At 73.9% G+C, this 13,583-nt stretch carries 8 protein-coding genes; 5 read left to right on the top strand and 3 right to left on the bottom strand.

What is annotated here, in order from left to right:
• Positions 1-166 precede the first annotated feature (166 nt).
• The 3 genes from ACF07N_RS18315 to ACF07N_RS18305 all read right to left on the bottom strand — a co-directional run bounded on the left by ACF07N_RS18315 (position 167) and on the right by ACF07N_RS18305 (position 5,040).
• Positions 167-958: a S1 family peptidase gene (locus tag ACF07N_RS18315; RefSeq protein ID WP_392113881.1), complete on the bottom strand. Its 792-nt coding sequence runs from the start codon at positions 956-958 to the stop codon at positions 167-169.
• Between the two features lie 206 nt (positions 959-1,164).
• Entirely contained in the window at positions 1,165-4,017 is a 2,853-nt protein-coding gene (locus ACF07N_RS18310; RefSeq protein ID WP_392113878.1) for an AAA family ATPase, read from the bottom strand.
• Positions 4,018-4,221: 204 nt separating this feature from the next.
• Complete coding sequence (locus tag ACF07N_RS18305) at positions 4,222-5,040, bottom strand: response regulator transcription factor (RefSeq protein ID WP_383331062.1); 819 nt, start codon at positions 5,038-5,040, stop codon at positions 4,222-4,224.
• Positions 5,041-5,165: 125 nt separating this feature from the next.
• Here ACF07N_RS18305 and ACF07N_RS18300 point away from each other — a divergent pair, with 125 nt between their 5' ends.
• The 5 genes from ACF07N_RS18300 (at position 5,166) to ACF07N_RS18280 (ending at position 13,505) form a co-directional block, all read left to right on the top strand.
• On the top strand, positions 5,166-6,845 hold the full coding sequence (locus ACF07N_RS18300) for an AMP-binding protein (protein ID WP_392113875.1): 1,680 nt from the start codon (positions 5,166-5,168) through the stop codon (positions 6,843-6,845).
• Positions 6,842-8,425, top strand: a complete 1,584-nt coding sequence (locus ACF07N_RS18295; protein WP_392113872.1) for an AMP-binding protein — start codon at positions 6,842-6,844, stop codon at positions 8,423-8,425. Before ACF07N_RS18300 ends, ACF07N_RS18295 begins: the two co-directional genes overlap by 4 nt.
• Before the next feature lie 68 nt (positions 8,426-8,493).
• Positions 8,494-9,519 carry a LacI family DNA-binding transcriptional regulator gene (locus ACF07N_RS18290; protein WP_383338515.1) on the top strand — a complete coding sequence of 342 codons (1,026 nt, stop codon included), beginning with the start codon at positions 8,494-8,496 and terminating at the stop codon, positions 9,517-9,519.
• Positions 9,520-9,786: 267 nt separating this feature from the next.
• Positions 9,787-10,920, top strand: a complete 1,134-nt coding sequence (locus tag ACF07N_RS18285) for a cellulose binding domain-containing protein (protein ID WP_383331050.1) — start codon at positions 9,787-9,789, stop codon at positions 10,918-10,920.
• A 350-nt stretch (positions 10,921-11,270) separates the two neighbouring features.
• A complete protein-coding gene (locus ACF07N_RS18280; protein WP_392113868.1) occupies positions 11,271-13,505 on the top strand; it encodes a glycoside hydrolase family 3 N-terminal domain-containing protein in 2,235 nt (744 codons plus the stop codon).
• Positions 13,506-13,583: the final 78 nt, after the last annotated feature.

The following is a 13,583-nucleotide window of genomic DNA, read 5'->3' as shown; positions in this document are numbered from 1 at the left end:
GCCCCTGCCCCCGGGCCCCGGCGACCGACACCCGCGGCGCCCCGGCCCGCGGGGGCGCGCCGCCCGCCCCCCCCCCCCCCGGGGGGGGGGGGGGGGGGGGCGGCGGGGGGGGCCCCCCCACGCCCCCTGGTCTTGCACCTGAGGGTTGCTCAGGAGCGGGTGGGGGTCACGAGTTGACCTGCGTCGTGACCAGGTTGGAGAAGGTGGTCAGCCGGGTGTAGACACCCGGGTAGCCGGCCTGGGCGCAGCCTTCGCCCCAGGAAGTGATGCCTGCCAGGACGCCCCCGATGAGCAGGGGGCCGCCGCTGTCGCCCTGGCAGGTGTCCACGCCGCCGGAGGTGTACCCGGCGCACACCATGTCGCTCTGCACGAAGTCGGAGCCGTAGGAGCTGCCGCAGGCGGAGTCGGACACGGTCGGTACGGTCGCGGTGCGCAGCTGGTTGGAGGAGCTGCCGCCGGAGGAGGTGGTGCCCCAGCCGAGGATGCGGGCGGTGGTGCCGGCCGCGTACACCGAGGTCTGGGTGGCGGAGACGTACTTGGCCGGGGTGTACGGCATCGACGTCGACAGCGTCAGCACGGCCACGTCGTCGCCGTTGGTGGCGTCCGTGTAGCTCGGGTGGATCCATATCCTGCGGACCCGGCTGACCGTGCCGTTGGTGCCGTTGCGGTAGGTGCGGCCGCCGACCACCCGGACGCTGCTGGTGGTCTCTCCGACCATGCAGTGCGCTGCGGTGACCACCTTCGTCGGCGAGACCAGCGTGCCGCCGCAGAACTGGTTCTGCGAGGCGTCCGTGATCTGCATGACGAACGGGTACGAGGTCGTCGTGGTCGTGGTGCCGCCGACGATCGGCTGGGGCGCGGCCACGGCCGTGGGGGCGGCGAGCAGCGCGGCGGTGGCGGCGGCAGCGGTCGCCGTGGCGACGGCGGCGGCCTTCTTGGCGGCGTTGAGCCCGAACATGGGTCTCCTTGGGGAGTTGCCGGTGGGGGGTCGCGCGGGTGGGGTGGAGCACGGGGACCCTGACGCCGTTGTTCGGATCTCCGTGTGCCCGGCGAGCGGCACGCCCCTCAAGCTAGGGCTCGGCGGCGAGGGCCCCCAATGAGGGAACCCCCTAAGGGAGTTGGGCAGGGAAAACCCTCGGTGCGGCGCCGTAAACCCAGGTCGGGTCAGGTGGTGCGGCGGCCCGCGGCCAGCCGGACGATGTCCACCCGGGAGCGGATGCCCAGCTTGCGGTAGACCCGGGTGAGGGTCGCCTCGACGGTCTTGACGCTGATGAACAGGCGGCCGGCGATCTCCCGGTTGGTCGCGCCCTCCATCACGAGCGAGGCGACCTGACGCTCCATCGAGGCGAGCCCTTCCAGCGCGTCCAGCGCGACGGGCGGGGTGACCGGGGCCGGTGCCGCCGCCGCGGGTCCGGCCGTGGCGGCCGCGTCGACCTGCCGCAGCCAGGGCAGCGCCCGGCAGCGCCGGAACAGCCGGGCGGCCTCGTCGTAGGACGCGGGGCCGGGCGGGGCGGTGCCGCCGGACCGGGGGTGGGCGGCGGCCCGGTCGCGCAGCCGGGCCAGCGCGAAGGCGGCGCGGGCCTCCTCCAGGCCGTAGCCGAGCCGGCCGAGCCGGTCCTGCACGGACGTCAGCCGGACCACGGCCGCCTCGTGCTCGCCGCGCGCCGCTCGCACCAGCGCCTCGGCGCGGTCCAGCACGGCCAGGACGCTCTCCCGGCCCAGCCGCAGCGCGTGCACCCGGGCCGTGTCGATGACGTCCTGGGCCTCGCCCGGCTCACCGATGCGGACCAGGGCCTCGGCGAGGTCGCCGTGCCAGCGGCCGCGTGCCGGGTCGTTGATGCCGAGACCCTGCTCCAGCTCCCGCACCCGGCGCAGCGACCGGACCGTGCCCGCCGGGTCCCCGGCCACCAACTGGGCGTAGCCCAGGGCCGCCAGGGCGCGGGAGAGGTACATCTGGTCGCCGTCGACCTCGGCGTGGTCGGCCGCCTCGCGGGCCAGGGCCAGCGCCCGGTCGACGTCCCCGGCGGAGGCCTCGGCGAGGGAGGTCAGCATGGCGGAGGCGCCCTCGCCGATCCCCGAGTCCCGGGCGAGGCGCAGGCTCTCGCGGGCGAGGTCCAGGGCCCGGCCGCAGTGCCCGGAGCGCAGTTCGGTGTCGGCGAGGAAGCGCAGGAAGTGCACCTCGCTCTCGACCATGCCGCGCCGCCGCACCTCGCGCAGCAGCGCCGTGATCGTCGTGCGCGCCTCGGGCAGCTGGTCGCTCATGATCAGCCAGCGGAACCGGGCCGAGCCGGCGCCGTTGTGATGGCAGGCCACGTACGGGTCCTGGGGCTCCTCCAGGGCCCGCTTGACCGTCACGGGCGCGTCCGGGTGGCCCATCAGGGTCTCGGTGGAGGCCTGGAAGGACAGCGCCATCAGCTCGGTGCGCCGGTCCGCGCCGCGCGCGGCCAGCTCCGCGGCGTGCGCGGCCTCCTGCCGGGCCTCGGCGAAGTCGCCCTCGACGACCAGGCCGCGCCAGGCCAGCTGGTAGTGGACCAGGGCGAGCAGGCCCGGGTCGTCTCCGGCGTCGGCCAGCACCTGCGGGAAGACGGCGTCGACCTCGCCGAGCGCCTGCCCGGCCGCCTCGATGACGACCATCCAGGCGCGCACCCGCTCCGCCGGTACGGTCGCCCGGGTCAGCACGTCCCTGGCGATGTCCCGGGCGAGATCGGCCTCACCGGCCGTGATCGCGTCCTCCGCGGCCTGCAGCCGCCGCTCGTCCGGTCCGGGGGTGCTGTCCGCCGGGGTGTGCCGGGCCGCGAGCAGCCCGAGCGAGGCGGCCACGGACGGGGCCCCGCGGTCCCGGGCCAGCGCGCCGGCCTCGGCGAGCCGGGCGGCCACCTCCGGGTCGGTGCCGGTGGTGGCCAGGGCCAGGTGCCGGGCCCGTTCGATCGGGTCGGAGGCCGCCGTGGACAGCGCCGCGTGCACGGCCCTGCGTTCCTGCGCGGGGGCCTCCGCGTACAGCGCGGCCGAGATCAGCGGGTGCGCGAAGCGCAGGGCCGGGGCCTCCGGGTCGGTGGCCAGCAGCCCGAGGGCCGCCGCCTGGGCCGTCTCGGCCTCGGCGTGCTCCCGCCCGGCCGCGCGCAGCAGCGCCAGGGTGGGGCGGGCACCCGCGCTGGCCACCAGGAGGGTGCGGCGGGCCTCGTCCGACAGCATCTCCAGACGGCTCAGCACCAGCGCCCGCAGCGAGGTGGGCACCGGCAGCGGCTCGCCGGGCCGGGGCCGGGCCGGGCTCTCGGCCAGGGCGCGGCCCAGCTCCAGCGCGAACAGCGGGTTGCCGCCGCTGGTGCGGTGGATGTCGCGGATCGTGGAGCGGGACAGGGGGGTGTAGCCGCGGTGGTCCAGCAGCGCCGAGACCTGCGTACGGGTGAGCGGCCCCAGCCGCACGGCGAGGGTGTCCGGCGGGGACGCGCGGAGGTGGCGGTCGTACTCCTCGCCCTCGGTCCGCACCGCCGACAGCATCTGCACGGGCGTGTCGCCGAGCCGCCGGGCGGCGAAGCCGAGCAGTTCGGCGCTGGCCGCGTCCAGCCACTGCAGGTCGTCGGCGACGACCAGCACCGGCCCCTTGGCGGCCAGGACCCGCAGCGCCGACAGAACCGCGAGGCGCAGGGCGAGCCCGTCGCGCTGCAGGGTGGACTCGCCGCGGCCGGTGAGGGCCGACTCCAGGGCCGTGCGCTGGGCGGCGGGCAGGTGCCCGGAGACGTCCTCGAGGACGAGACCGAACAGATCGGCCAGGGCCAGGAAGGGCAGATGCGATTCGGACTCCGTGGCCGAGCAGCGCAACACGGTACGGCCCGGGCCGCCGTAATCCGCGGCCAGCGCGCGCAGGACCGTCGACTTTCCTATTCCGGCCGGACCGTGCAGCAGCACACTGCCCCCACGGCCGAGCTGGTCCCGTGCCGAGGCGAACAGATCCTCCCGGCCGATGACCAGGTCGGGGCGGTTTCTGGGAGGCTCCTGGAAGTCCCGTCGAACGGTCACCTCTGTCCTCCCTGTGTCGTGTCCTGGCCAATATTAGGCAACAGCTCTTTGAATTTCGGACGGACGGTGTGGTGAGGGAAATAACAACCCGTGCCGGAGGACGAATTCAGAGGCCTGCCGAATGCGGGGGAACACGCCGCGGGCGCCCCCTCGGGGACCGGTCGGCCGATCGAACGGACAGGAACGGCGGAAAGCACCTCAAACCTACGGCAACCACCCGGCCCGGCGTGCGGCGACCACGGCCTCGCCCCGGGTCCGGGCCCGCAGCTTGCGCATGGCCGATCTGAGATACCCCTTGACGGTCTCGGCCGTCACCCCGAGCCGCTCCGCCGCGACCGCGTTGGTCGCCCCCGCGGCGACACACGCCAGCACGTCCACCTCCCGGGGCGCGAGCCGGACCCGCGGAGCGTCCCCGGCCACCCCGGAGTCGGCCGCCAGCAGCGCGCACGCGCCCAGCAGCTCGGCCCGCAGCCCGGGGTCCGCGATCCGCGGGGCCAGCGCCCGCAGCGCCGCGTGCGCCTCGCGCACCTGCTCCCAGCCCGCGCCCGCCCCGCCACCGGCCGCGAGCGCGCGGGCCTCGTCCCGCACCACCAGCGCCCGCTCCACGTCCCGCGCCGCCTCGACGGCCGCGTCCAGCATCCGCCCGCCCAGCGGCTGTGCCGTGCGCAGCGCCCCGTACAGCACCCCGCGCACCCGGTGCCGCACCACCACCGGCACGGCCAGCACCGAGCGCAGACCCTCCGCGGCGACCGGGGCGTCGTACTCGTGGCTGATCTGCCGGGAGGCGGAGTAGTCCGTCACCACGCACGGCCGCGACAGGGCCACCGTCTTGCCGCCCAGGCCCGTCCCGGAGGTCACCACCAGCGACCGCAGGGCGTGGGTCGCCGTGCCGCTGAGTTCGCTGATGCGCATCTGCCGTCCCGCTTCCAGCAGGCCGCCGAAGGCCACCGGCAGACCGGTGGCGCGCCGCAGGCGCAGCAGCGCGTTGCGTACCTCGACCACGTCGGACGCGTCTGCCGTCACCTGTTCGCCCCTTCACCACGGCACCTGTGCGGGCGCACCCCCCGTTCGGGGGTGGTGAGACCCGCATCACGGATTACACGATGGCCTGGAGCCGCCCGGCAATGGTCCGGCACCGAGGAGGACGCATGACATCGGCGACGGAGGCGTTCCGCAGCGCGCGGGACTTCCTGCTGGAACACCGCGAGGACTACGCCACCGCTTACGCGGGCTTCCGCTGGCCCCGCCCCCCGTACTTCAACTGGGCCCTCGACTGGTTCGACGAGATCGCCGACGGCAACGCCCGCACGGCCCTGCACATCGTCGAGGAGGACGGCCGCGAGACGCAGCTGTCGTTCGGGGAGATGTCCGTGCGCTCGGCCCAGTTCGCCACGTGGCTGCGGGCCCGGGGCGTGCGCGCCGAGGACCGGATCCTCGTCATGCTCGGCAACCAGGCAGAACTGTGGATCACCGCCCTCGCGGCGATGAAGCTGCGCGCGGTGGTCATCCCGGCCACGCCGCTGCTCGGCCCGGCGGACCTGCGCGACCGGGTGGCGCGCGGACGCGTCCGGCACGTCATCGCCCGCCCCGAGGACGCCGCGAAGTTCGCCGAGGTGCCCGGCGGCTACACGCGCATCGCCGCCGGTGCCGCCGGAACCGTGCCGGACGGCTGGCTGCCGCTGGACGACGCCTACGGCGCCTCCGCCGACTTCACGCCCGACGGCCCCACCCGGTCCGACGACCCGCTGCTGCTCTACTTCACCTCGGGCACCACCGCCCGGCCCAAGCTGGTCGAGCACACCCACACCTCGTACCCGATCGGCCACCTGTCGACCATGTACTGGATCGGCCTCAAGCCCGGCGACGTGCACCTGAACATCTCCTCCCCGGGCTGGGCCAAGCACGCATGGTCCAACCTCTTCGCCCCCTGGAACGCCGAGGCGACCGTCTTCCTGCACAACTACACGCGCTTCGACGCCGCCCGGCTCATGGCCGAGATGGACCGGGCGGGCGTGACCACCTTCTGCGCCCCGCCGACCGTGTGGCGCATGCTCATCCAGGCCGACCTCACCCAGCTGCGCACCCCGCCCCGCGAGATCGTCGCCGCGGGGGAACCGCTCAACCCCGAGGTCATCGAGCAGGTCCGCCGCTCCTGGGGCGTCACCATCCGGGACGGCTTCGGCCAGACCGAGACGGCCGTCCAGGTCGCCAACAGCCCCGGCCAGCCGCTCAAGACCGGCTCGATGGGCCGGCCCAGCCCCGGCTACCGCGTCGAGCTGCTCGACCCCGTCTCGGGCGCGCCCGGCGCCACCGAGGGCGAGATCGCGCTCGACCTGTCGCACCGCCCGGTCGGCCTGATGACCGGCTACCACGGCGACGCCGACCGCACGGCGGAGGCGATGGCCGGGGGCTACTACCGCACCGGCGACATCGCCTCCCGGGACGCGGAGGGCTACCTGACCTACATCGGCCGCAGCGACGACGTCTTCAAGGCCTCCGACTACAAGATCAGCCCCTTCGAGCTGGAGAGCGCGCTGCTGGAGCACGAGGCGGTGGCCGAGGCGGCGGTGGTGCCCGCGCCGGACGAGGTGCGGCTGTCGGTCCCGAAGGCGTACGTCGTCCTGGCGGAGGGCTGGGAGCCCGGCGCCGACACGGCGAAGGTCCTGTTCGAGCACTCCCGCGAGGTGCTCGCCCCCTACAAGCGCATCCGCCGCCTGGAGTTCGCCGACCTGCCCAAGACGGTCTCCGGCAAGATCCGCCGGATCGCGCTGCGCGAGGCCACGGCGGCCGGCTCGGACGCCGAGTACCGCGAGGAGGACTTCCGGTGAACTCCTACAGCCACGGCACCGGCACCACGGCCCTGCTCGGCGACACGATCGGGGCGAACCTGGACCGGGCCGTCGCCGCCTGGCCGGACCGCGAGGCCCTGGTGGACGTGGACTCCGGGCGGCGCTGGACCTACGCCAGGTTCGGCGCCGACGTCGACCGCCTCGCCTCCGCGCTGCTGGCCTCCGGTGTCGCCAAGGGCGACCGGGTGGGCATCTGGGCGGTCAACTGCCCCGAGTGGGTGCTGGTCCAGTACGCCACCGCCCGCATCGGCGCGATCATGGTGAACATCAACCCGGCCTACCGCACCCACGAGGTCGAGTATGTCCTGAAGCAGGCCGGGGTGTCGCTGCTGTTCGCCTCGCTCGCCCACAAGACCAGCGACTACCGGGCCATGGTCGAGCAGGTGCGGGGCCGCTGCCCCGGGCTGCGCGAGGTCGTGTACTTCGGCGACCCGGGCTGGGACGCGCTGCTCGCACGGGCCACCCCCGACCCGGCGTGGCCGGAGCTGTCCTGTGACGACCCCATCAACATCCAGTACACCTCCGGCACCACGGGCTTCCCCAAGGGCGCCACCCTCTCCCACCACAACATCCTCAACAACGGCTTCTTCGTGGGGGAGTTGATCGCCTACACCGAGCAGGACCGGGTGTGCGTCCCGGTGCCCTTCTACCACTGCTTCGGCATGGTCATGGGCAACCTCGCCGCCACCTCGCACGGCGCCTGCATCGTCGTCCCGGCCCCGTCCTTCGACCCCGAGGCCACCCTGCGCGCGGTCCAGCAGGAGCGCTGCACCTCCCTCTACGGCGTCCCGACCATGTTCATCGCGGAGCTGAACCTGCCCGGCTTCGCCTCCTTCGACCTGTCCTCCCTGCGCACCGGCATCATGGCCGGTTCGCCCTGCCCCGTGGAGGTGATGAAGCGGGTCGTGGCCGAGATGCACATGGCGGAGGTCGCCATCTGCTACGGCATGACCGAGACCTCCCCGGTCTCCCTGCAGACCCGGCGCGACGACGACCTGGAACACCGCACCGGCACGGTCGGCCGGGTCCTGCCGCACCTGGAGGCCAAGGTCGTCGACCCGGCGACCGGAGTGACGCAACCCCGGGGCACGGCGGGCGAGTTGTGCACCCGCGGCTACAGCGTGATGCTCGGCTACTGGGACGAGCCCGAGAAGACCGCCGAGGCGATCGACGCCGGGCGCTGGATGCACACCGGCGACCTCGCCGTGATGCGCGAGGACGGCTACGTCGAGATCGTCGGCCGCATCAAGGACATGATCATCCGCGGCGGCGAGAACATCTACCCGCGCGAGATCGAGGAGTTCCTCTACGCCCACCCGAAGATCCAGGACGTCCAGGTCGTGGGCGTCCCGCACGAGCACTGGGGCGAGGAGGTGCTGGCCTGCGTCATCGCGAGGGACCCGGGCGACCCGCCGACCCTGGAGGAGCTGCGGGCCTTCTGCGCGGGGCGGCTCGCGCACTACAAGGTCCCGAGCCGGCTCCAGGTGCTGGACGCCTTCCCGATGACGGTGTCCGGAAAGGTGCGCAAGGTGGAACTGCGCGAGCGCTACACCGTCTGAACGACCGCGGGGGCGTCCGGTCGTACGGGGGCCAGGGCCCGTAAGATCGACGCCCTTGGGGGTGACACATGGTCAAGCGGCGGCCCGGAACGACGCCCACGCTGGAGCAGGTGGCCGCGCTCGCCGGCGTCGGACGGGGCACGGTCTCGCGCGTGGTCAACAACGAGGCGGGCGTCAAGGAGTCCACCCGGCGGGCCGTGCAGCGGGCGATCGCCGAACTCGGCTACGTGCCCAACCTGGCGGCGCGTTCGCTGGCCGGGCGGCGGGCCGACGCCGTGGCGCTGGTCATGACGGAACGGGACTGGCGGCTGTTCGGCGAGCCGTTCTTCTCGGAGACGGTCACGGCCGTCGGGGACGCGCTCGCCGAGACCTCCGTGCAGCTCCTGCTCACCCTCGTCCGCACGGACGCCGAGCGGCAGCGCTTCGTCGAGTACGCGCGCGGCGGCCGGGTCGACGGCGTCCTGCTGATGTCGGTGCGCGCCGAGGACCGGCTGCCGGACATGCTCGCCGACGCGGGCCTGCCCACCGTGCTGCTGGGCCGCCGCTCCGGCGACGAGCAGATCACCTACGTCGACGCGGACAACGTCGGCGGTGCCCGCGAGGCGGTGACCCATCTGCTGGCGGGCGGCCGGCGGAGGATCGCGGCCATCACCGGGCCGCTGGACATGTACGTCGCCCGGTGCCGGCTGCGCGGCTATCAGCAGGCCCTGGAGCAGGCGGGACTGCCCGCGCCCGGCTCCTGGACCGTCGAGGGCGACTTCACCGAGGCGAGCGGGCGCCGGGCGATGGCCGAACTCCTGGAGCGCCACCCGGACGTGGACGCGGTCCTCGCCGCCTCCGACACCATGGCCTCCGGAGCCCTGGCGGTGCTGCGCGCGGCGGGGCGCCGGGTGCCCGGCGACGTGGCGGTCGTCGGCTTCGACGACTTCGAGCTCGCCCGGCACACCGACCCGCCGCTGACCACCGTCCGGCAGCCGCTGGAGCAGATCGGCCGGACGATGGTCCGGCTGCTGCTGGAGGAGATGGACCAGCCGGAAGTGGCCTGGCGGCACGTGATCCTGCGGACGCAGCTGGTGGTGCGGGAGTCGGCCTGAGGCCGCCCGGGAGCGCTCCCAACTCCCTTGCTGGGCGCGGCCATTGCGCAGACCGGTCCGAGCACCCGGCTGACCTGGTACTTCGAAAAACATTCGATGGATTCCCGTCTAACGGGTTGTCAGGGACATGGAGCGGCTCCTACAGTCGCGTCCGAAACCGGTGAGGTGGGAGCGCTCCCATCAGTGGGGAGGTGGGAGCGCTCCCGAACGCCCGAGCCGCAGCACCCTCTGTCGAACCCGGTTGTCCCCCCGCAGAGAGGCCCCCGCATGCGATCGTCACCGCACCGCCTCCGCTCCGTCCGCGCCCTCTTCGGCGCATTGCTCACCACGCTCGCCACCGTCGCGGCGCTCCTCGCCGCCACCGCGCCCGCCCACGCGGACACGGTCGTCTGCGAGCAGTTCGGATCGACCGTGATCCAGGGCCGCTACGTCGTCCAGAACAACCGCTGGGGCACCAGCGCCCCGCAGTGCGTCACCGCGACCGACACCGGCTTCCGGCTCACCCAGGCCGACGGCTCGGTGCCCACCAACGGCGCCCCGAAGTCGTACCCGTCGGTCTTCAACGGCTGCCACTACACCAACTGTTCGCCGGGGACCAACCTGCCGGCGCAGATCAGCACCATCTCCAGCGCGCCCAGCAGCATCTCCTACGGCTACGTCTCGAACGCCGTGTACAACGCCTCGTACGACATCTGGCTGGACCCGACGCCGCGCACCGACGGCGTCAACCGCACGGAGATCATGATCTGGTTCAACCGGGTCGGCCCGATCCAGCCGATCGGCTCCCAGGTCGGCACCGCCTCCGTCGGCGGGCGCAGCTGGGAGGTGTGGACCGGCAGCAACGGGTCCAACGACGTGATCTCCTTCGTCGCACCCTCGGCGATCTCCAGCTGGAGCTTCGACGTCATGGACTTCGTCGACCAGACCGTGGCCCGGGGCATGGCGCAGAGCAACTGGTACCTGACCAGCGTCCAGGCCGGCTTCGAGCCCTGGCAGAACGGCGCCGGGCTCGCCGTGAACTCCTTCTCCTCCACGGTCAACACCGGTGGCGGCGGTGACCCGGGCGGCCCCGGCAACCCGGCGACGGCCTGCCAGGTGACGTACGGGACGAGCGTCTGGCAGGGCGGCTTCACCGCCGACGTGACCGTGAAGAACACCGGATCGGCCGCGGTCGACAACTGGCGGCTCGGCTTCACGCTGCCGTCCGGACAGCGGGTCACGAGCGCCTGGAACGCGACCCTGTCCGGCACCTCGGGCGCCGTCACGGCGAGCCCCGTCGCGCACAACGCGCGGATCGCCGCCGGAGGCACCCAGAGCTTCGGCTTCCAGGGCACCTACAGCGGCACCTTCGCCAAGCCGTCCGGCTTCACCCTGAACGGCACTGCCTGCTCCGTCGCCTGACCCGCGGCGCACCGACCCGCTCCGGGCTCCGCCCTGCGCCGAACGGGCGGACCCCGGAGCGTTCCACCCCGTCCCGGGCCGTCGCCCGGGGCAGCACCACCGGGCCACCGGCGAGCCCCGTCCGGTGAACCGCCCTGCCCCGTCCCGGGCGGTCGCACGACCGGGCCGCCCGGGGTCCCGCTCGCCTCACCCTGCCGGAGGCCCGCTCCACCGGCCCACCGGCACGTTCCGTCCGCCGCACCTCCCCGTGTCCGGCACCGCGCCCCGTCCCCCCGGCCGCACCGCGCCGGCGGCGCCGCAGGACCCCGCCCAGCCCCGCCCCTCCGGCCCGCATCCGGAAAGGCCCCGCCATGACCCCGCTCCCGCCCGACGCCGCCGTTCCCCGTTCCGCCCGGCGGCCCACCCGCCGGCCCGCGTTCGTCGCCGCCCTGTGCGCCGCCGCGCTCGCCGTGACCGGGCTCACCGCCGCCGCCCCGCCCGAGCGGGACACCGCGGGGGCCGCCGCCGCGCTGCCGTACCAGGATCCGGCCCTGCCCGTGCCGCAGCGGGTCGAGGACCTGCTGGGCCGGATGACGCTGGACGACAAGCTCGGCCAGATGACCCAGATCGAGAAGGACGCGCTCGTCCCGCAGTCCGACCTCGCCACCTACCGCATCGGCTCGGTGCTCTCCGGCGGCGACTCCACGGTCAGCCCCAACAACGCGCAGACCTGGGCCGACACGTACGACTCCCTCCAGCGCACGGCGCTGGCCACCCCGCTCGGCATCCCGATGATCTACGGCATCGACGCGGTGCACGGCCACAACGCGGTGCGCGGCGCCACGCTCTTCCCGCACAACATCGGCCTCGGCGCCACCCGCGACCCGGCCCTGGTGCAGCGCGTCGGGCGCGCGGTCGCCGAGGAGGTGGCCGGCACCGGCATCGACTGGTCCTTCGCGCCCTGCCTGTGCGTGGCCCGCAACGACCGCTGGGGCCGCACCTACGAGTCCTTCGGCGAGACACCCGAACTGCCCACCGCCATGACGTCGTTCATCACCGGCCTGCAGGGCGGCACCCTCGGCGGCGACCCGGCCTCCGTGCTCGCCACCGCCAAGCACTACCTGGGCGACGGCGGCACCACCGGGGGAGTCGACCAGGGCGACACCCAGCTCACCGAGGCCGAGTTGCGCGCCGTCCACCTGCCGCCGTTCAGGGAGGCGGTCAAGCGCGGCGTGGGCTCGGTGATGCTCTCCTACAGCAGCTGGAACGGGGTGCGCTCGCACGCGCACAAGTACCTGGTCACCGACGTGCTCAAGGGCGAACTGGGCTTCACCGGCTTCGTCGTCTCCGACTGGGCCGCCGTCGACCAGCTCGACGGGCAGAGCGGGTTCACCGGCGCGGAGATCGCCACGGCCGTGAACGCGGGCGTCGACATGGTGATGGTCCCGCACGACTACAAGAAGTTCCTGAGCCTGGTCCGCGGGGAGGTCACCGCGGGCCGGATCTCCCAGGCCCGGATCGACGACGCCAACCGGCGCATCCTGACGAAGAAGTTCCAGCTCGGGCTGTTCGAGCGGCCGTTGACCGACCGCTCGTACACCGCCACGGTCGGCTCGGCCGCCCACCGCACCCTCGCCCGGCAGGCGGTGCGCGCCTCGCAGGTGCTGCTGAAGAACGACGGCGGGATCCTGCCGCTGCCGAAGACGGGCAAGCTGTTCGTCGCCGGGAAGTCCGCCGACGACATCGGCAACCAGAGCGGCGGCTGGACCGTCGGCTGGCAGGGCCGCAGCGGTCCCGTCACCGAGGGCACCACCGTCCTCCAGGGCATCCGCGCCGCCGTGGCCGACCCCTCCCGGGTCACCTACGACCGCTACGGCAACGGCATCGACGGCGGCTACACGGCAGCCGTGGCCGTCGTCGGCGAGACCCCGTACGCCGAGATGCGCGGCGACCGGCCGGACGGCATGGGCCTGGACCAGGAGGACCTGCAGACCCTGGCCCGGCTGAAGGCGAGCGGGGTGCCGGTCGTGGTCGTGCTGGTCTCCGGCCGCCCGCTGGACATCGCCGCGCAACTGCCGGACTGGAAGGCCCTGCTGGCGGCCTGGCTGCCCGGCACCGAGGGCGGCGGGGTGGCGGACGTGCTGTTCGGCGACCACGCGCCGACCGGCAAGCTGCCCATGACCTGGATGCGCAGCGCCTCCCAGCAGCCGGTCAACGACGGCGACGGCAAGAGCCCGCTCTTCCCCTACGGGCACGGCCTGACCTACGGCACGAACCCGGACCCCGACCCGGATCCCGACCCCACCCCGGCCAAGGCCTGCACCGCCACCCACAAGCTGGTCAACTCCTGGCCGGGCGGCCACCAGGCGGAGGTCACCGTCAAGAACACCGGCACCGGCCCGATCACCGGCTGGACGGTCGACTGGGACCTGGGCGGCGCGACCGTCACCAGCCTCTGGAACGCCACCCACACCGTCGCCGACGGCCGGATCACGGTCCGGGGCACCGGCTCGGGCGGCACCCTCGCCGCCGGCGCCACCACCTCGTTCGGCTACACGGCGAACGGCACCGCGGGCACCCCCGCCCCGCGCTGCACCCCTGCCTGACCGGACCCACGGTTCTCCCCACCGGTTGATCCCGCGGACGTCCCCACACCCGAAACCCGCACCCCCGCACCGAGGAGA

It is taken from the genome of Streptomyces sp. NPDC015242, assembly GCF_043079125.1.
In the GTDB taxonomy this organism is placed as follows: Bacteria; Actinomycetota; Actinomycetes; order Streptomycetales; family Streptomycetaceae; genus Streptomyces.
Note: the sequence above shows the minus strand (reverse complement) of the source record. Positions and strands in the feature narration are given on the sequence as shown.